15 protein-coding genes are annotated in these 19,018 nt (G+C 50.0%); 9 read left to right on the forward strand and 6 right to left on the reverse strand.

The genetic code is table 11. The features are described from left to right. The first annotated feature begins 425 nt into the window (after nt 1-425). Both H6G89_RS09845 and H6G89_RS09850 read left to right on the forward strand, forming a co-directional pair. Entirely contained in the window at nt 426-3,347 is a 2,922-nt protein-coding gene (locus tag H6G89_RS09845; RefSeq protein WP_190505535.1) for a PAS domain S-box protein, read from the forward strand. Nucleotides 3,348-3,447: 100 nt separating this feature from the next. Further along, entirely contained in the window at nt 3,448-4,590 is a 1,143-nt protein-coding gene (locus H6G89_RS09850) for a hybrid sensor histidine kinase/response regulator (protein ID WP_190505537.1), read from the forward strand. Here H6G89_RS09850 and H6G89_RS09855 read toward each other — a convergent pair. Beyond that, nucleotides 4,568-5,488, reverse strand: coding sequence for a histone deacetylase family protein (locus H6G89_RS09855; protein WP_190505539.1), 921 nt, complete (start codon nt 5,486-5,488; stop codon nt 4,568-4,570). The two genes, H6G89_RS09850 and H6G89_RS09855, sit on opposite strands and share 23 nt — an antisense overlap. Before the next feature lie 187 nt (nt 5,489-5,675). Between H6G89_RS09855 and ispG the strand changes: the two genes are divergently transcribed. Together ispG and ctpC are read left to right on the forward strand one after the other, a co-directional pair. Continuing rightward, complete coding sequence (gene ispG / locus H6G89_RS09860; RefSeq protein ID WP_190505541.1) at nt 5,676-6,914, forward strand: (E)-4-hydroxy-3-methylbut-2-enyl-diphosphate synthase; 1,239 nt, start codon at nt 5,676-5,678, stop codon at nt 6,912-6,914. 132 nt (nt 6,915-7,046) lie between these two features. Continuing rightward, nucleotides 7,047-8,342: a carboxyl-terminal processing protease CtpC gene (ctpC, locus tag H6G89_RS09865; protein ID WP_190505543.1), complete on the forward strand. Its 1,296-nt coding sequence runs from the start codon at nt 7,047-7,049 to the stop codon at nt 8,340-8,342. A 139-nt stretch (nt 8,343-8,481) separates the two neighbouring features. On the opposite strand, the gene H6G89_RS09870 is transcribed toward ctpC, so the two are convergent. Beyond that, nucleotides 8,482-9,033: a 2'-5' RNA ligase family protein gene (locus tag H6G89_RS09870; RefSeq protein ID WP_190505545.1), complete on the reverse strand. Its 552-nt coding sequence runs from the start codon at nt 9,031-9,033 to the stop codon at nt 8,482-8,484. A gap of 77 nt (nt 9,034-9,110) precedes the next feature. On the opposite strand from H6G89_RS09870, the gene H6G89_RS09875 reads away from it, so the two are divergent. Both H6G89_RS09875 and smpB read left to right on the forward strand, forming a co-directional pair. Continuing rightward, the gene (locus H6G89_RS09875) at nt 9,111-9,377 is read left to right on the forward strand and encodes a YciI family protein (protein WP_190505547.1); all 267 of its coding nucleotides are present in this window, start codon (nt 9,111-9,113) and stop codon (nt 9,375-9,377) included. 44 nt (nt 9,378-9,421) lie between these two features. Further along, nucleotides 9,422-9,889 (forward strand): SsrA-binding protein SmpB, encoded by a 468-nt coding sequence (smpB, locus tag H6G89_RS09880; RefSeq protein WP_190505549.1) that lies wholly within the window; start codon nt 9,422-9,424, stop codon nt 9,887-9,889. Between the two features lie 190 nt (nt 9,890-10,079). Here smpB and purF read toward each other — a convergent pair whose 3' ends face one another. Next, a complete protein-coding gene (purF, locus tag H6G89_RS09885; protein WP_190505551.1) occupies nt 10,080-11,609 on the reverse strand; it encodes an amidophosphoribosyltransferase in 1,530 nt (509 codons plus the stop codon). A gap of 447 nt (nt 11,610-12,056) precedes the next feature. Further along, nucleotides 12,057-14,420 carry a phosphoribosylformylglycinamidine synthase subunit PurL gene (purL, locus tag H6G89_RS09890; RefSeq protein WP_190505553.1) on the reverse strand — a complete coding sequence of 788 codons (2,364 nt, stop codon included), beginning with the start codon at nt 14,418-14,420 and terminating at the stop codon, nt 12,057-12,059. 155 nt (nt 14,421-14,575) lie between these two features. Here purL and H6G89_RS09895 point away from each other — a divergent pair, with 155 nt between their 5' ends. Beyond that, nucleotides 14,576-15,184, forward strand: a complete 609-nt coding sequence (locus tag H6G89_RS09895; RefSeq protein ID WP_190505555.1) for a hypothetical protein — start codon at nt 14,576-14,578, stop codon at nt 15,182-15,184. 62 nt (nt 15,185-15,246) lie between these two features. Here H6G89_RS09895 and H6G89_RS09900 read toward each other — a convergent pair whose 3' ends face one another. Then, nucleotides 15,247-16,224: a Sll0314/Alr1548 family TPR repeat-containing protein gene (locus H6G89_RS09900; protein ID WP_190505557.1), complete on the reverse strand. Its 978-nt coding sequence runs from the start codon at nt 16,222-16,224 to the stop codon at nt 15,247-15,249. Nucleotides 16,225-16,547: 323 nt separating this feature from the next. Here H6G89_RS09900 and H6G89_RS09905 point away from each other — a divergent pair, with 323 nt between their 5' ends. After that, on the forward strand, nt 16,548-17,237 hold the full coding sequence (locus H6G89_RS09905) for an ABC transporter ATP-binding protein (protein ID WP_190505559.1): 690 nt from the start codon (nt 16,548-16,550) through the stop codon (nt 17,235-17,237). A 69-nt stretch (nt 17,238-17,306) separates the two neighbouring features. Further along, on the forward strand, nt 17,307-18,092 hold the full coding sequence (gene rsmG, locus H6G89_RS09910; RefSeq protein ID WP_190505561.1) for a 16S rRNA (guanine(527)-N(7))-methyltransferase RsmG: 786 nt from the start codon (nt 17,307-17,309) through the stop codon (nt 18,090-18,092). A 26-nt stretch (nt 18,093-18,118) separates the two neighbouring features. On the opposite strand, the gene H6G89_RS09915 is transcribed toward rsmG, so the two are convergent. Further along, nucleotides 18,119-18,916, reverse strand: coding sequence for a Uma2 family endonuclease (locus H6G89_RS09915; protein ID WP_190505563.1), 798 nt, complete (start codon nt 18,914-18,916; stop codon nt 18,119-18,121). Nucleotides 18,917-19,018 lie beyond the last annotated feature (102 nt).

Below are 19,018 nucleotides of genomic sequence, written 5' to 3' on the forward strand. Positions count from 1 at the left end.
CTAGTGTTGCGAACACAAAGTTCTGCAATGTAGGGGGTTTGGGGGCTTCGCCCCCAAGAAGGGGTTTCACCCCTTCACCCCTTTCAAAACTTATTTTTTGCTGTACTAGTCTGCTCCCTGCCATGAATTTGATGGCAAAACCCGCTCCTATCCGAAATCGAACTTATTGAATTCCCATGCCTCAGGGCTTTGCCTGTGAATCGGTAGAAAGCTGAACCGTTAGAACCCCTCAATGAGGGTTTTAACGCTGTGCTATAAGCATACTACAAAATACTACAGACATGTCATGTTTAGTTTAAACTTAACCAGCGATAATTTTGTGTTCTACTTTGAATAAATGGGCATCTTTATTGGTGAGGTGTGTAACTTTAGACACCATCAGGTTTTCGCACTAATCTATCCCCTTTCTGGCATTTGAGCTTGTCATGCTGTCAGACCTATTGCCGATTAACGCCAAAGATTGGGAGCAGGTGATTGAATGTCACCCACTCACGCTCTCACCTGAAACATCCCTGATGCAGGCTCTTCAACACTTTCAGCAACAAGGCTCAACCGTGACAGGTGCTTTTGTAGTTACCAATGGGCAACTGATCGGCGTGCTCAATACCCAAATTATCCTGAGGCTTGTTTCCCTGGGCATTGATTTACACCAGATCACAGTAGGGGAAACTATGGTTCAGCCTGCCCTCACCCTGAATCCAGCTGACCTCCAGGATGTCTCAATATTGGCTTATTTGCAAACTCAGGCAGCCGATGGAGTGGCGATTGTCAATGAGCAGATGCACTTTTTAGGCGCGATTTGCCCCGATCGCCTGCAAGCTTACCTGCGCTCAAATGCTGTGAAATGGCAACATCAAGTTGCTCAACTGCAAGCCGAAAATGAGTGTCTGCGACGATTACACCCAACCAATTCAGGCTCACCTTCGGTTAATCCAGCAGAGAATAGTTTCAACGCTGCCCGGCAAATCGTATTAGAAACAATCCCTGACCTGATGATTCGGATGACCGGAGAGGGAGTTTATATCGACTTTTTGCCAGCACGAAATTGCAAAACCATCATGCCCTCGTCCAACATGATCGGCAAGGCAATTTTTGAGGTGTTGCCTCAGACCATGGCAAATGAGCGAATGCATTATGTCAAGCTAGCCTTACAAACGGGTGAAACCCAGATTTATGAGTACGAAATTATCATTGATGGGATTCAGTCATATCAGGAGGTACGTATCACCCCTAGTGGAGCCGATGAAGTGGTGGTGATGGTGCGGGATATTAGCGATCGCAAGCAACGAGAATCCCAACTAGAGCAAACTAAAGTTGACCTCTTTCAGGCAAGGGCTAATTTAGAAGTACAGGTCAAAGAACATTCCACCGCTCTTGAAGTAGCGAATCAACGCTTGCAATATGAAATTGCAGAACGAAAGCGAATTGAGCAAGTGTTGCGAGAAAACCAAATTTACCTCCGCATTATTAATAAAATCGCTGCTTGTCTTACCTCTAGCTCATCGATTGAGCACATCATTGAAACCACGATCGAGCAATTGAGAAAGTACTTCAAAACTCTTCGAGTAGCATACTTTGTTTTAGACGAAGACAATATTATTTCCCTAATTCATCAGGCTCAACCAGCTAATTTTTCCCCTATTACGATAGACACCGACATGTCAGCTGCGACTGAATGGGTTAACGCCCTTCGTCAATTTGAACCTGTCATTGTTGAAGATATTAGTCAAGCTTCTATTCTGGCTTCCCAAAAAGAGTCTCTATTAGCAGAGAAAGTTCAAGCTGTACTGGATATCCCTCTAAAGCACTCCAATACTGAAATCGGAATTTTAAGTTTTGAATCAGCTGAGCCTCGTCGTTGGAGCGAATATGAGATTGCTACGTTGATCGAAATTGCCAACTATCTCTCATTAGTTCTACAAGAGGCAAACACTCAAAAACTGTGTGAATGGATCGAGGCGGCTCTTTTGCAATCGCGGCAAACAAATGCTCTGTTAGCAACCGCTTTAGAAAAAGCAGGTGACGCCATCGAGATCACCAATGCTGACTTGATGATCGAGTATGTCAACCCTGCCTGGGAAAAGATGACAGGCTACAGCCGGACAGAAGCAATTGGCAAAAATCCAGGGACGTTGTTGCAGGGGCATGAACACGATGAAGCGTTAACTCGTCAGATTGAAGCCACGATCGCCACAGGACAGGTATGGCGTGGCAAAGGCACTGCCCATCGTCCTGATGGCACACTGTTTCACCAAGACATCACCATTTCTCCAGTTTTTAATGCCATTGGGCAAATCGAGCATTATGTTGCCGTTAGACGGGATGTGACATTGCGCCAGCAAGCTGAGGAGCAACTGCAAAGTGCAAACGATGAGATGGCGGCGTTGTTTGCCGCGATGACAGATTTAATTCAAGTGTTTGATGACCAGGGGCGTTGCCTCAAAACTCCAACCCAACCCACAAGTTTGTTTGGAAGCGCAAATGATTGCATTGGTAAAACGCTACACGATACATTTTCTCCTGATCTAGCAGATTATTTTTTAGCCTGTATCCACCAATGTCTCAGATCTTGTCAAACCCTTAATGTTGAATATAGTTTGACCTTGGAAAATCACCAAACTCGATGGTTTGATGCCAACATTTCTCCGATCAATGAGAACACAGTGATCTGGGTTTCTAGAGACACCACGGAGCGAAAGCAGGCCGAGGAACAGCTCAAAACATCTCTCCATGAAAAGGAATTACTGCTCAAAGAAGTTCATCATCGTGTGAAGAACAACATGCAGGTTATTTCCAGCATTTTTTCCTTGCAATCACAACATACTACCGATCCAGACACTCTAACGATTTTAGCGGACAGTCAAAATCGTATTCGATCCATGGCATTGATTCATGAAAAGCTATATCAGTCAAACTCTCTCGCCAAGATTGATTTTGCCGATTATGTCCGTAGTCTCATGCAAAACCTCTTTTCCACCCACCGCGATCAAGCAAATAAAGTTCAACTGAATCTCGATATTTCAGATGTGCCCCTCAATATTGATACAGCTATTCCCTGTGGGCTCATTCTTAATGAATTGGTTTCAAACTCTCTTAAACATGCGTTTAAGGAAAAACAATCTGGAGAAATTATGATCACATTCATGAATTCCACCCAGGAACATGTCCATTTAGTTGTCAAAGACAATGGCACAGGGCTACCCAGTAACTTGAATATTTACCAGACAGATTCCTTAGGTTTGCGATTGATCCGTGCTCTGAGTCGCCAATTAAATGGGAAATGGGAACTTTATAATAATGGTGGCACTGTCTTTACAATTGTCTTTCCCAGATTTGTAGAACGCTAATTTCTTTGACCGATGTTTCTATTAGGCTCATCCAATGTATTTCCCCCAAATCAATTAACTCCCACTCTAATTAATTTGGATTTAGCGATTTTTTTGTATTATGTTAGCCACTAAAATCCTGATTGTTGAAGATGAGGCAATCGTTGCCGAAGACATTGCAAGTTGCCTGGAAAAGATGGGGTACATCATTGTTGATGTTGTGGCATCTAGTAATGCAGCGATCGCAGCCGCCGTGAAATATTCTCCTGATTTGGTGTTGATGGACATCATGTTGCAGGGTGAAATCGATGGCATTGAAACAAGCCAATCCATCTGCTCAAAGCTTAATATTCCTGTGGTCTATCTCACGGCTAATGCGGATGAAAGCACGTTAGAAAGAGCCAAGGAAACGGGACCCTTTGGATACATTATCAAGCCTTTCAAAGACCGAGAATTGCGGGCAGCGATCGAAATTGCACTCTCTCGACATCAAACTGAAATCGAAACCCAGAAGGCATTAGCTGCCGCTGAAGCCTTGCGTCAAAAAGCTGAAGAAACCAGCGAACTGAAAAGCCTTTATCTCTCGATCGCGTCTCACGAGTTTCGCACACCACTTTCCATCATCCGGATGGCAACCGAATTGTTGCAAAACTACAGTAATCAGATGCCAGAGTGCAAACGACAACAAAATCTGCAACGCATTCAGACAGCAACCGATAGCATGAACCTTTTGCTAGAAGATGTATTGATGTTAGGGCAAGTCGAATCTGGCACTCTGGAAATTCACTTGGTGCCCGTAGAGTTGGTGAGTTTCTGTCAGGAAATGATCGAAATGTTGCAACTCAGCGCAGGCGAAAAGCATTGCTTAGAATTTAGATGTAATAAAGCAGCTATTCAGGCAATGATCGATGAAAAATTGGTGTGGTATTTGTTGAATAATTTGTTAGTGAATGCTATCAAATACTCTCCTGAAGGAGGCAGTGTGCTGTTGACACTTCACCTGCAAGATGATCAGCTTTGTTTGCAGGTGCAAGATCAGGGCATTGGCATTCCTTTAGAACATCAAACCCAATTGTTTGAGCCTTTTAAGCGGGCAAGAAACGTTGGTAACATTCCGGGAACGGGGTTAGGGTTGGCGATCGCTAAACGATCGGTCGATCTTCATCAGGGGCAAATCAGCTTTGTCAGCAGCCCTGGAGAAGGGACAACCTTCACCGTTCAACTCCCCTTTTATCCGACTCCTACAGGCACCGTTCTATCGTAGCCGCGACAGACTGAGCCAGAGCGTTGAAGTGGTATCCCCCTTCTAAACCAAACACAATGCGACGGGTTACACTCAGACAATAATCGGTTAAAACTCCATAGTCTTGCGGTTGCAAACAAATCCCTGCGAGTGGGTCATCATTATTTGCATCATATCCTGCGCTAACAATCAGCACATCGGGCTGAAATCGCTTCAACGTCGGCACAATCTTGTCTTCAAAGATGGGACGATACTCCTTTAGAGTGCTGCCTGATGACATGGGAACGTTGATGACGTTATTGTGTGCCCCCTGTTCGTCAGTAGCTCCCGTTCCTGGATATTGGGGAAATTCATGTAACGAACAAAACAGGATACTGGGGTTGGTTTCAACGATCGCCTGCGTACCGTTACCGTGATGGACATCCCAATCCAAAATTGCCACCCGCTCCACTCCAGGTTGCCGTAGAGCATAGAGAGCCGCGATCGCCGCATTGGCAAAGATACAAAATCCCATGCCCAACTCTGGCAGAGCATGGTGACCGGGAGGGCGAGCGATCACAAAGGTGGGGGCGTTGGCTTCTAGAACGCGATCGACTCCATCCAACCAAGCACTCACCGCCAGTAACGCAACATCGTAACTACGGGGTGATACGGGAGTATCGGGGTCAATGTGCCCACCCCCGCGATGAGCTAATGCTTTGACGGCTGCCACATAACGAGGGGGATGCACCGCATACAGAGCATCGGTGAGGCGAGTTCCCTGAGCATCAACGGCTGTGGGCAATCGCCACTCTAGTTGGTCTGCCCAGGATACCGACCTTAAAGCGGTTGTAATTGCCTGTAATCTGCCTGAGTTTTCGGGATGATAGTAACCCGTGTCGTGTTGCAAAAATTCGTCACTATAGACGATAGAAACCATAGAGATTGTCATAGGAAGGCTTTTTCCCATCCTAAACCCAACCTCATGCTTTCTCTTCATCTGCTATTAACCAAATTGGGCAGGTTCTATGGCAATCTGGACAATAGGACAAAATATTGTTAGCTATCGCTGTACTTGATTAGCTATCGCTGTACTTCTTCATCCGCAGCATCTTTACGCACCGCATATGCAAACTCTGCCAAACCCCGTTGTCTCTACTCCATCGCTTCAGTTTTCAACCGATATGGCGATTCCCCGTCGCAAGACTCGCCCTGTCCCCGTTGGTGACATTTTCATCGGTGGAGATTATCCCGTCGCCGTCCAGTCGATGATCAACGAAGACACGCTAGACATCGATGGCTCTGTTGCTGCGATTCGACGGTTGCATGAGATTGGTTGTGAGATTGTTCGGGTGACGGTGCCCAGTATGGCTCACGCCAAAGCCATGCAGGAGATTCGGCAAAAGTTGTATCAATCCTACAAGCCTGTGCCGTTGGTGGCAGATGTGCATCACAACGGCATGAAGATTGCTCTGGAAGTTGCAAATTATGTTGATAACGTGCGGATTAACCCAGGATTATACGTGTTTGAGAAACCCAAGGGCGATCGCACAGAATACACCCAAAGCGAATTTGACGAGATTGGCGACAAGATTCGAGAAACACTAGAACCACTGGTTGTCTCCCTGCGGGAACAAGGCAAATCCATGCGGATCGGGGTAAACCATGGTTCCCTGGCAGAACGAATGCTGTTTACTTACGGCGACACGCCCGAAGGCATGGTGGAGTCCGCTCTGGAGTTTATTCGCATCTGCGAATCCCTCGATTTTTACAACATCGAGATTTCTCTTAAAGCCTCTAGAGTCCCCGTGATGATTGCGGCAAATCGTCTCATGGTGCGTCGCATGGATGAATTGGGTATGGACTATCCTCTGCATCTCGGTGTCACCGAAGCTGGAGACGGTGAATATGGGAGAATCAAGTCCACTGCGGGAATTGGCACCCTCTTAGCCGAAGGAATTGGGGACACGATTCGCGTTTCACTCACCGAAGCCCCCGAAAAAGAAATCCCAGTTTGCTACAGTATTCTGCAAGCTCTGGGCTTACGGCGGACAATGGTAGAGTATGTTGCCTGTCCTTCCTGCGGACGCACCCTGTTTAACCTGGAAGAAGTGCTACACAAAGTTCGGGAAGCCACAAAACATCTCACCGGACTCAACATTGCGGTGATGGGTTGCATTGTCAACGGACCCGGTGAAATGGCGGATGCTGACTATGGATATGTCGGCAAACAAGCTGGATATATCTCACTCTACCGAGGACGAGAAGAAATCAAGAAAGTCCCCGAAGATCAGGGCGTGAGCGAGCTTATTAATCTAATTAAAGCCGACGGTCGTTGGGTTGACCCACAACCAGCCAGCCATTAATCAAGCTATAATCAGCTTTTCTCTAGCTAATCTTTAAACAGTCCGATCACTCCAATGATCACCTTTTAGAGAAGTCTATGCTAGATTGAGCGTACTAACTTTACCCTTGTCTCCTCTCCCTTCATGCAAATTATGGCTATTTCAAAACGCGGCTTCGTTTTGGGCGCAACTGCGGTAGCTGTCACCGCTGTCACCGTCACTGGAGCAGGAATGCATTTGTCGCAAGGGCAGGCATTTTTTCAGGAGAGCCCCAAGGAGTTAGTGGATGAAGTTTGGCAACTGGTGAATCGCAACTATGTCGATGCCACTTTTAATCAGACTGATTGGCAATCGGTCAGACGTGAATATTTAGGACGGTCGTACAGTAACCGAGAAGAAGCTTACACCGCTATTCGGGAAATGCTGGAGCGGTTGGAAGACCCTTACACCCGCTTTATGGACCCAGAAGAGTTCCGTAGTATGCAGGTGGAGACGTCGGGAGAGCTAACTGGGGTTGGTATCCAGCTTTCTCAGGATGAAGAAACTAAGGAACTCGTAGTTGTTTCACCAATTGAGGACTCTCCAGCGTTCGCAGCGGGTATCACTGCCAGAGATGTGATCGTCAAAATCGATGGTCAGAGCACTGATGGAATGGATGTTAACCAGGCTGTATCTCTGATTCGAGGTCCCGCTGGAACAGAGGTGACCTTGACCATCAAGCGGGGCGAAGAGGAATTAGAGTTTCGTTTACAGCGTGCCCGCATTGAACTCCATCCAGTTCGCTATTCGATGCAAAATAGCGACATCGGCAAGATCGGCTACATTCGTCTGACTCAATTTAGTGCAAACGCGGCAGACGAGATGAAGGCAGCGATCGAAGACTTGGAAGCTCAAGGCGCAACAGGTTACGTCTTAGATTTGCGAGCTAACCCCGGTGGCTTGCTCTATTCCAGCATTGATATCGCTCGGATGTGGTTGGATGAGGGCACGATTGTTTCAACGGTCGATCGCCAAGGTGTGTCCGATCGCCAGGCTGCCAATGGTACGGCTCTCACGAATAAACCGCTGGTTGTCCTAGTAGATGTCGGCTCTGCCAGTGCTAGTGAGATTTTGTCGGGAGCGTTGCAGGATAACGATCGAGCCACATTAGTGGGAACTCAAACCTTTGGCAAAGGCTTGGTGCAATCGGTGCGAGGTCTGGGAGATGGTTCTGGACTGGCGGTTACGGTCGCTAAGTATCTAACTCCGAGTGGGCGAGATATCAACCATGCTGGCATTGCTCCAGACGTAGTTGTAGAACTCAGCGACGAAGAACGGCAAGCCCTTTTCCGCGATCGCGACGCCATTGGCACTTCTGATGACTTGCAATATTCCAGAGCACTGGAAGTATTGCAGCAAGAGGTCGCTGAATGGCAGCAACAGCAACAGCGTGCGCAGACAACTCCTTAGTCAGTGGTCAATGGTTAATAGTCAATGGTCAGTGGTCAACGGTCAGTGATTAGTGGTCAAGGGTCAATGGCTAATAGTCAGTGGTTAAGGGTCAAGGGTCAATGGGTAGCAGTTGATAGTTAGCCATCAACCAATGACATTATCGATTGACCACCAACGGGAATTCTCGCTCAACTTGCCAGTGATGCCCAGTGTGGATGAGGAGGGTGATGCGATCGCTTACCCATTCAAATTCTACGGAGCGCGATCGCAGTTCTTCCCATGCCTGTTTGAAGGTCTGTCGGGTAACATTGCGTGAGGCAACGGTGAGATGAGGCGAGAAAGGTCGTTGCTTTGATTTAGGATCAACAATGCCTAACTGCGTTTCTAGCGTTGCCATCAAAGCGGCTTGCAAGTGCAATAAGCTTGGTGTCTTGAGAACGTTGATGTAGAGCACTCGTGGCGGAAAGGAGCCAAAGCCTGACAACTGTACAGGTACAACACGTTGTTGTGTGACAAAATCACTCAAACACGCTTCCAGGGTATGTTGTTGCAGCGTATCCCATTCAAACGGAGGTTGCAGCGTAACGTGGGGCGGGGCTTTTGAAACCCCGGTGCGATAGCGATCGCCCAATGACTGGATGACATCGCTAGCATAGTCTTGAATCGGTTGCGGGGGAACCAGCGCAATAAAGAATCGAACGTGGGGCATGACTACAAAACTCAACAGTCGTTCAACAGGAGATAATTCACGCTATCCTTAAAATCCGATAGCAGAGCACGGTTGAAATGCCTTGGTTTGTCAAAATTGAAAAGGGAATCGTTGATAAATCTACCTTTGATCAGTCTGTACCCGCTCATAAAGCATTTGTCAAAGACTTGATTACCAAAGGACATCAGGCAAGGACAGGATATTGGGCTGAGCGGGGCGGAGGGATGTTGCTCTTTCAAGCAGCGTCTCTGGACGAGGCAAAGGCGATCGTGGCACAAGACCCACTCATTCAAAACGGTTGCGTCACCTATGAACTGCATGAGTGGTGCATCGTGCTTGAGTAAAAAATGGTCGAGTCAAAATTTTTGTTGAGCTTGAGTTTTTGAGGATGAGCGATAGCAACGACGGTTACAAAATTGTCAGTGATAATCGACAAGCCCGGTTTCTCTACGAAATTCTAGAAACCTATGAGGCGGGGGTCGAGTTGTTAGGCACTGAGGTCAAATCCATTCGACAGGGCAAGGTCAATCTGCGCGATGGCTATGGGTTGATCCGTAATCATCAGGTGTGGTTGTACAACGTGCATGTGTCTCCCCACGACACGACGAATCGTGTCTATAACCACGAACCGACCCGCACCCGCCGATTATTACTCCACAAAGAAGAGATCCGCAAGCTGATTGGAAAAGTCGAGCAAAAAGGGCTCACGCTCGTACCCCTCAAACTCTATCTCAAACGGGGTTGGGTCAAGGTGACGCTGGGACTGGTGCGCGGTAAGAAGTTGCACGACAAGCGGGAAGATCTGAAGCGCAAGCAAGAGAAGCGCGACATTCAACGAGCCATTAAATCGCGATGATATAGCTTTAGTCAGAAAGCTTAAGGCAATGGCAATAGCTCAAACTCTGATGCTGGGAAAGCTTTCTGACTCGTCTTCGCCCCATTGAATGTAGCTACGGCTATACAAGTGAGGGTAAAGCTTTCGGCAATCGATTTTGTGGCTCAATTACCACTGCTTGACCGAATGCTTCACCCTAACAGAATCGTTATTAAACCGAGGTTGGAGCAGGTACAGACTTCTCTAGTATCAACTTCGATCGCTTGACTGCCTCTGGCACTGCGATCGGATAGTCGCCTGTAAAGCAAGCAGAGCAGAAGCTTTGAGGGTCTTCGCCTGTCGCCTTTAACATGCCATCCCAACTGAGGTATGCCAGCGAGTCAACGCCGATTTGCGCCTCAATCTCCTGAACCGTTTTAGTGGCTGCAATTAATTGATCCTGGCTGTCGGTATCAATCCCGTAAAAACAGGGGTGAGTCACCGGAGGAGAGGAAATCCGCATGTGAACCTCGATCGCCCCCGCTTCCCGTAGAGCCTTGACAATTTTACGGCTCGTCGTGCCTCGCACCAGGGAATCATCCACAATCAGCACTCGCTTCCCAGTCAGCACATCTTTAAGTGGGTTGAGTTTCATGCGAATGCCCGACTCTCGCATACTCTGAGTCGGCTGAATGAAGGTGCGCCCGACGTAGCGGTTTTTGATCAGCCCTTCAGCGTAGGGAATTTTGGACTGTTGGGAAAACCCGATCGCCGCTGGAATACCGGAATCTGGAACACCGAGGATCAAATCGACATCTGCGGGAGACTCTAATGCCAGTTGTCGCCCAATCCGCATCCGGTAGCTGTAGAGGCTTTCCTCATTCATAACGCTATCGGGACGAGCAAAGTAGATCATTTCAAAGATGCAGAGTTTGCGTTTAACCTGGGGTGCCCAGCGGAAGGATGACAGCCCTGCTTCGGTAATCCAAACCAGTTCTCCTGGCTCCACATCGCGGAGATAATTTGCTCCAATGATATCCAACCCACAGGTTTCAGAGGCGATTACGTAACGTGTGGGAGCGGTGGAATCATCATCGCCGAGGGTGCCAATCACCAGAGGACGAATGCCGTTGGGATCCCGAGTCGCAATCAAGCCATCTGGAGTGCCGATCGCCAAACTAAAAGCTCCCTGGCAGCGGCGAAAGGCACGGGTTGCGCCTTCGAGCCAGTCATTACCTGCATTCACCTCCTGGGCGATCGCCAGCGCAATCATTTCAGAATCCGTTGTCGTTAAGAAAGGAGCATTGGATTGAATCAGTTCCTCCCGCAGCACAGTGGTGTTCACCAGGTTGCCATTGTGCGCCAGAGCCAGGGCACCCAGACGAGTATCTACAACCGCAGGTTGAGCATTCACCACACGGCTAGAACCCGTCGTGGAATAGCGGGTATGCCCCACGGCTAAGCTACCCACTAACTCACTGAGAACATCCTCATTAAAGACTTGGGACACCAGACCCATATCTTTATGGACATGGACAGCACCATGATCAAAGGTCGCAATGCCAGCGGATTCTTGTCCTCGGTGTTGTAGAGCAAAAAGACCAAAGTAGGTCAGCTTGGCTACATCTTCTCCTGGAGCATAAATGCCAAACACGCCACAGGCTTCTTCTGGTTTATCAGAAGGGTTTAATGTGGGTTGGGATTCGTCAAGGTCAGCAGAATGCGCGTTGGGAAATCGGTGATCTGCGGAATTTGGCATCATGGGAGAATTTAGCTCCTGGTGTGGTAATAGACAATGGATAGGAATTTGGGGGCTGTCAATAGGTGAACCAACTGGGGGAACCAAACCGAAAGTCAGAAGGGTTTCTTAATGTCACTTAACCCTTCTTTAATACATTACTTCACAGTATGGCAGGCTTCAGAAACAACGGAACCCTAATTTGTAACATTCACAGGCAAACCGGCAAAGAAAGTGGGAAAGGAGATTAAAAGAGGGGTCGAGGGATAACAAAGGGCAGGGATGACGAGGAAACGGAGGTCAAGAAATGAAGTTGTCTCAAAGCTGAATCTTGAGGCGGGAAACTGAGAGGCTCTACCTCTAAAACTGATAAGAGGCAGAAGAAGAGACAGAGCCTTTGAGATGGGGGTTTAAGACTCAGCTTGAAATCGAGAACAGTCAAACCTAACAGTGTATTTAGTTTTAGGAAGATTAGTCTGCTGTCATGCGTCGCTCAATGGCATTGAGCCAGCGATCGCCCATTGCCTCTATGCTAACGTCAACTACCTGGAGTCGGTCTACCGTCAAGAGGGTGAGGGAGGTATTAGATTCACTGACGTGACCTATCCGTTGCCAGTGATCTCCGAGGTGCTCCTGTAAATAGGATTCCCAAGTTTCACGCTGTTGCTCAGCGACAGACACTACAATGCGGGCACCGCCCTCGGCAAACAGCAGATGATCCCAGCGCACAGCCACTGAGGTGCTATCAACGGGTAACTCAATTGTGGCTCCGCGTTGCCCGCTAATACAGCATTCTGCCAGGGCGATCGCCAATCCTCCTTCGGCGCAATCGTGAGCCGATCGCACCCATCCCTGACGAATGCCGTCTCGACAAGCCGCTTGTACTTTTCGTTCTAGGTCAAAGTCAATGGCAGGAGGCAGCCCTGCAATAGTGTTGTGAATCACGGCGAGGTATTCCGATGCACCCAGTGTTACCTGTTCAGATGATGTCTCTACCCTTGCGCCTAAGAGATAGATCGAGTCTCCGGGCGATCGCCATCCCTGTCCACACGTTTGCGTTAAATCAGGTACTAATCCTACCATTCCTACCACAGGCGTGGGGTAGATGGGCTGCGGATTCCCGGTGGCATCCACCGTCTCGTTGTAGAGCGAGACATTGCCCCCAGTAACAGGCGTACTGAACTCCCGACAAGCCTCGGCTAACCCGCGACAGGCTTCTGCCAATTGCCAATAGCCAACGGGCTTTTCAGGACTACCGAAGTTGAGGTTATCGGTGACAGCCAGTGGATCAGCCCCCACACAACTGAGGTTGCGAGCGGCTTCAGCAACGGCTGCCTTTGCGCCTTCATAGGGATTTAAGTACACATACCGTCCGTTGCAATCGACCGTTGCTGCCACTCCCGATGTTATGGCTGACGGAGTTACCCCAGCAATCGGCTCCTGGGGGCGCAGACGAACGATCGCCGCATCGGCTCCACCCGGCAGAATCACCGTGTTGTTTTGTACCTGGTGGTCATATTGACGATAGACCCAGCGTTTTGAGGCGATCGTTGGGGTATCGAGCAAGGTCAGCAAAACATCGTTCCAGGTCTGCATCCGTCCCTGAATCTCAATTCCCTCGACCGTGCAACCGGGCAAGCTTGCAGCCGACCAACTCCAGGCTTGACGTGCATAGGCAGGCGGTTCCGCCAACAACTCACGGTGATAAATCGGGGTATTGTCTGCCAGAGCGGTTGCGGGAATCTCCGCCGCGACTTTCCCCTGGAAGAAGATCCGCACAATCGGCTCCTTGATCACCGTTCCAGCAACCACGGCGTGCAACCCCCACCGCTCAAAAATGTCAATCAGTTCTTGCTCCCGTCCCTTGTGAGCCACAAATAACATCCGTTCCTGGGACTCCGACAACAGGTATTCATAGGGCACCATCCCCGTTTCGCGCACCGGAATCAAATCCAGATCTAGCTCAATGCCCACACCCCCCTTGGCTGCCATCTCGGATGTGGAACAGGTAATGCCTGCGGCTCCCATATCCTGAGCCGCAACTACAGCCCCCGTTTTGAACGCTTCTAAACAGGCTTCAATAAGAGACTTCTCCAAGAAGGGATCACCCACTTGCACCGCAGGGCGATCGGCTTCTGATTCGTCGGTCAACTCAGCACTGGCAAAGCTGGCTCCTCCCATACCGTCCCGTCCCGTTGTGGAACCGACATACAACACCGGGTTACCAATGCCCGACGCGCCGGATTTAACGATTTCTGGGGTTTCCATCAGCCCCAGTGCCATGGCATTCACCAGGGGGTTGCCTGCATAGGCAGGGTCAAAATAAACCTCACCCCCGACCGTGGGTACACCCACCGAGTTGCCGTAGTGGGAAATGCCCGACACCACTCCGCTAAACAGTCGTCGTGTCCGGGCATCGTCTAGACTGCCAAAGCGGAGCGAATCGAGAACAGCGATTGGGCGTGCCCCCATGGTAAAAATGTCGCGGAGGATGCCTCCAACCCCGGTGGCGGCTCCTTGAAATGGCTCAACCGCCGAAGGATGGTTGTGAGATTCAATCTTAAATGCCAACCGTAAGCCATTGCCCACGTCTACCACGCCTGCGTTTTCGCCGGGACCTACCAAAATGCGATCGCCCGTTGTTGGAAACTGCCTTAATAAAGGACGAGAGTTTTTGTAGCAACAATGTTCTGACCACATTACGCCAAACATACCCAGTTCAGCTTTGTTGGGGTGACGGTCTAAGCGTCTGACGATTTCTTCGTATTCATCGGGCTTTAACCCCTCAGCAGCAATTTCATCAGGGGAAAACGGAGCAGAGGAAACAGCAGACATAGAAGCCTCGGCAGACATAAAAGCCTGAAAAACACGACAAGCTTTATTCTAGTGGACAAAACCTCACCCATCTTTCTCTTGGGATATTTGAATGGAGTCGATATGATGGGAACGGCAATTTCTGCCCATTTCACTGTTTAATCCTGAATTTTGCTATGCGTAACCCTGTGCGATCGCCCCTTATCCGCCTGTCTGTGCTCTCGCTAGCAACGGTCGCGTTGTTCGCCCCGCTCCCTGCTGCTGCTCAAACCTCAAACCGTACCTCAACCCGCGTGAGAACATCTGACTACCAAGCCTGTGCCAGCAGTCTGACGGGTGCAGGTATTAGCGAAGCGGATGCAGCAGATGCCTGTGCGGCAGCTCTCTATCCTCAAGATGTGGCTCGCTGTGTGACCCGCATTGATAACGGCACTGAAATTGCTGCTACCGATGCCCTCTCAGGTTGTCGGCAAGTGCGTCGCCCAATCGAGTTAGCGACGTGTGTCAATGATATTGATAACGTGACAACGGGTGCTGAGTCGCTGGTCGTGTTGGATAACTGTCGTCGGAGCTTGCTGCCAACTCGCTTTTCAGCCTGTGTGGTTGGCTTGAGTCGTGAGATTGAATTTGCCCCTGCTGAGGCACTGGAAACCTGCATTGCAGCAGGCGATCGCCCCAGCAACTTACGTCCTAGTTTTATTCCTGTCGGGCAGGAGCCTGTGACGCTACCCATTGACGCGACAGTGCCACCAGCACCAACTCCAGTTGTGCCACCCGCGCAATAGGGATAACGAATAGAGAAGCAAAAGGGTAGAGGAGCGAGTGATCCATCTACCCTTTCACCCCTTTAGCCTCCTCGTGTTTGCCGCAACAATGGATTGCAGTCACGGGCACGATTTCGGATGCTATTGACAGCGCGGCATTGCTCCCAGGCAATCTGATTGACCAACTCCTGTGGTAACTGAGCCTGTTGAGAGAGTGCCCGTGTAAAGAGGCGGATTCCCTGCTCTCCGAGCGATCGCCATTGAGATTCCTGTCCCTGTTGCTTGAGTGCTGCTGCTCGCAACATCAAAATTTGGGCTTTGAGGTAAAGCAAGTCTGGGTTATTGGGGGTTTCCGCCAGGGCGCGATCGACTGCCGCCAGGGCTAAATCAGGCTGACGCAAATCTCGATATCCCAAAGCGATGCCCCGTTGTGCCAGATAGGTGGGTGCAGCGTAGTTTTGTAAGCGAGCGATCGCATCATCGGGGTTAGAGAAGGGCAGGTTTACCGCCAGCATCAGATCCATGTAGCCTCTGACCAGATTTAGCTCTGGATCATTGGGGTCGATCGCCTCTGCCTGGTCTAGCTCATCAAACACCTGTTGCAGTTTGCCTAAAATGGCTGGGGTTCCTGCGATTGTGCCCTGCGTTCTCAAGATGTGCGCCCCCTCTAAAAAGTGACCCACGGCTGTGTAGAGATGTCCTCTGAGGGGATCAGTCTGCATCAGTTGGGCTGCACTTTCACGAGTCTGAGTCGCACTCCGACCCAAAGCAGCCCAGTTTTCATCAACGTATGCCAGAGATGCTCGGAGGGAATGGGCAAGGGGATCATTTGCCGTTGGTTGCCGCAACACATTAGCCGCTTCTAAATAGTTGCCCTGCTCAAACATGGCTCGAAACGCCGCCTCGGTTTGATCGTCGATCGCCCGCGGGTTGTTGCTGCGGAAGGGGTCACCTGCCCAGGCAGGAGCCGTCAACATACTGAGGGCGATCGCCAGACTACCTGTAACAGTCGCAAAGAAGCGTTTTGTGGAGATGGGGTGACGATGGGGGGAATACTGCATAAGGCACACGGATGCAATGAAGTTTTTTACAGTAATGGGAGAAATAACGAAAAATCAGCTGTGGCAGGTTTAGAACAGGCATTCAACCGATATCTGGATGGCTGATGCTGAAAGGGCAACGAAAGCAGGAACGTATGCTCGATCACACTTACAATCTGGGCTTGCGCGAATCAAGATAACACTAACTTTTATACACGTCTACCCAGAAAGGTTCAGAATTGTTTGCAGTGAACTGATGTGCATGACGCGATCGCCCTGTCGAGGTTCCTTTCAGATTCCTCACGGAGCTGAGTAAACTAAAGATCTGTACTTCTCGATGCCGAATGCTCTATCTAAAAAATCTGGTTTATCATCCAGCCGCCACTCCCATTGCCATTTTGAAGTCAATCAACTTAGAACTGGCTCCGCAGCAGATGGGGTTAATTATTGGTCCTAGCGGCTCTGGCAAAAGCACCTTGTTAGAAATTTTGGCAGGGCTTGCCCAGGCAACTTCGGGTACGATTCTCTGGCGCAACCAAGAACTCACCCCCGAACATCTCCAGCAACTTGGGGGTCTGGTATTTCAGTTTCCAGAGCGGCACTTTTGCGGCAACACCATTTTGGATGAACTGCGGTTAGGGCACCCCGAACTCGGCAAAGACCGAATTGAGCGAGCTTTGGAATCAGTCGGTTTGGCGCATTTGCCCCTGAGCACTTCGCCCCGTTCGTTGAGCGGTGGACAACAACGACGATTGGCTCTGGCAGTGCAACTGATTCGTCAGCCCTTTTTGTTGTTGCTCGACGAACCTACTGCCGGATTGGACTGGTCGATGCGCCAGCAACTCGTGAGCCTGTTGGCAAAACTCAAAACCGAGTGGAGTTTGCTCGTGGTGTCTCATGATGCCGGAGAGCTAGCGGCGATCGCTGATTGTGCCTGGACACTCAACCACGGGGAATTGGAGCCTGCCAGTGTAGCGTCATTGGCTCCAAAAGCTTACCCCGTTGTGATTGAGGGAGTAGGGAATGGGGAGTAGGAATAGACAGTGGGGAGTAGAGAGTAGGGAGTAGGGAATGGGGACAGGAAAAGTAGAGGGGGAACTCCCATGACTGATGAACCGCAAGCCCTGCCACAGGCGATCGAAACGTGGCAAACAACATTAAATTGGCAACCCACCAAGTCGCAACAGGCTCAACTTCAAACTCTCTACGAATTAATCCTGGCAGGCAATCGTCAACTCAACCTCACCCGCATCACGGAACCCGACGAATTTTGGGAAAAGCACATCTGGGATTCCCTGCGGGGCATCGTGTCCTGGCAGCCTGAAAAAGAGACAGACTCACCCTCCAGTCAAGAGTTTCCATCTCTGCCTATCTCTGTCTCCGCTCAAGTGATTGACATCGGTACTGGGGGAGGGTTTCCGGGCATCCCCGTAGCGATCGCCCAGCCCAAGTGGCGTGTCACCTTGCTGGACTCAACCCGTAAAAAAATGGCGTTTCTCGATACGGTCATCGCTGCCCTGGGCTTACCCAGTGTGACCACAGTAAGCGATCGCGCCGAATCGCTAGGGCAACACCCGCAACACCGTGCCCACTATGACCTGGCATTAGTTCGGGCGGTTGCTGAAGCACCCGTCTGTGCCGAATATGCTCTTCCTCTGCTGAAACTGGGTGGATTTGCCGTGCTTTATCGGGGGCAGTGGAGTGAGTCAGACACCGACACGCTGAAATCGGCTGTGGCTCACCTGGGAGGGGCGATCGCCCATATCGCCGCATTCACCACTCCCCTCAGTCAGGGCATTCGGCATTGCATCTATCTCCAAAAAACGGCTCGTACTCCCAGTGAGTTTCCCAGGGCGATCGGGGTTCCAGCCAAACAACCGTTGGGGTGAGGAAGAAGAGGGAGTAGGGAGTGAAGTCAATCGTCCATTGTTGGGGATATCGCCTCTATACGTAGACCTGTGATTTGAGCGACCTGTGCTACTGCCATGCCAGTTGATAATAAATTGCGGGCTGTTTGTAGAAGTTGTTCCTCTGCCCTGTCTGCCCGTTGGCGTTCCTGCTCTGCCCGTTGACGTTCCTGTTCTGCCCGTTGACGTTGCAATTCCTCTGGGGTTGGCAGCAGTTCTCCCTCTAACGTTGCCCAGCGTAACCAGATGGCGTCAATTCCTTTGTAGTTGCCCTGCCAACGCTGTAAGCCTAAACCCAAAGCTTCACTCACTAACTGGTCGCGATCGCCCATTACGAGAGGTTTGTACCCCCCCTGTTGAATCGAGAAACCTGCCCAATCCTCCGAGTTGAAAGGGTCGTACCAGAAATATTCTGGCACTCGCATTTGATTCTGATAAATCAGCTTTTTACTGGTCTTATCGGTAGTAGCGGTACTGTCAGACAGCAACTCAATCACAACGTCAGGGGCTTTTCCTTCTTCCCAGACGACCCAACTCTTGCGTTCTCCTTTGGGGACTCCTAACACAACAAAAAAATCTGGCCCCTTAAAGTCTTGATTTCGCAATTGGGCTGAGCTGTAGTAAACAAACATATTGCCACCGACAAAGCCATCTTCTCGCTCAGCCAACCAGGGAGTCAGAGCGTCAATTAACAAATCCATCTGGGCTTTGTGCCGTGCACTTTCCATAGGCACACCATCATCATAGGGAAGCTCTTCCTGCGTGGGGGGAAGCTCAACATAAGGGGCAGATAGGGTGTCTGACATAGCTTTTAACCGATGGAGTCGCCCGCAGCGAATATCTTTTTATAGTACTGGATTGGGCTGAAGGAGTCAGGGAGGCAGGGAGGCAGGGAGGCAGGGAGGCAG

It is taken from the genome of Oscillatoria sp. FACHB-1407 (assembly GCF_014697545.1).
Taxonomy (GTDB): Bacteria; Cyanobacteriota; Cyanobacteriia; order Elainellales; family Elainellaceae; genus FACHB-1407.

Bases quoted from the DNA above. Each gene is read 5' to 3' on its own strand.
- H6G89_RS09875 (WP_190505547.1), top strand. From the start codon at position 9,111: ATGCCTTGGTTTGTCAAAATTGAAAAGGGAATCGTTGATAAATCTACC.
- purF (WP_190505551.1), bottom strand. From the start codon at position 11,609: ATGATGCCAAATTCCGCAGATCACCGATTTCCCAACGCGCATTCTGCT.
- ctpC (WP_190505543.1), top strand. From the start codon at position 7,047: ATGGCTATTTCAAAACGCGGCTTCGTTTTGGGCGCAACTGCGGTAGCT.
- purL (WP_190505553.1), bottom strand. From the start codon at position 14,420: ATGTCTGCTGTTTCCTCTGCTCCGTTTTCCCCTGATGAAATTGCTGCT.
- H6G89_RS09855 (WP_190505539.1), bottom strand. From the start codon at position 5,488: ATGGTTTCTATCGTCTATAGTGACGAATTTTTGCAACACGACACGGGT.
- H6G89_RS09895 (WP_190505555.1), top strand. From the start codon at position 14,576: ATGCGTAACCCTGTGCGATCGCCCCTTATCCGCCTGTCTGTGCTCTCG.
- ispG (WP_190505541.1), top strand. From the start codon at position 5,676: ATGCAAACTCTGCCAAACCCCGTTGTCTCTACTCCATCGCTTCAGTTT.
- H6G89_RS09900 (WP_190505557.1), bottom strand. From the start codon at position 16,224: ATGCAGTATTCCCCCCATCGTCACCCCATCTCCACAAAACGCTTCTTT.
- H6G89_RS09870 (WP_190505545.1), bottom strand. From the start codon at position 9,033: ATGCCCCACGTTCGATTCTTTATTGCGCTGGTTCCCCCGCAACCGATT.
- H6G89_RS09845 (WP_190505535.1), top strand. From the start codon at position 426: ATGCTGTCAGACCTATTGCCGATTAACGCCAAAGATTGGGAGCAGGTG.
- H6G89_RS09905 (WP_190505559.1), top strand. From the start codon at position 16,548: ATGCTCTATCTAAAAAATCTGGTTTATCATCCAGCCGCCACTCCCATT.
- H6G89_RS09850 (WP_190505537.1), top strand. From the start codon at position 3,448: ATGTTAGCCACTAAAATCCTGATTGTTGAAGATGAGGCAATCGTTGCC.
- rsmG (WP_190505561.1), top strand. From the start codon at position 17,307: ATGACTGATGAACCGCAAGCCCTGCCACAGGCGATCGAAACGTGGCAA.
- smpB (WP_190505549.1), top strand. From the start codon at position 9,422: ATGAGCGATAGCAACGACGGTTACAAAATTGTCAGTGATAATCGACAA.
- H6G89_RS09915 (WP_190505563.1), bottom strand. From the start codon at position 18,916: ATGTCAGACACCCTATCTGCCCCTTATGTTGAGCTTCCCCCCACGCAG.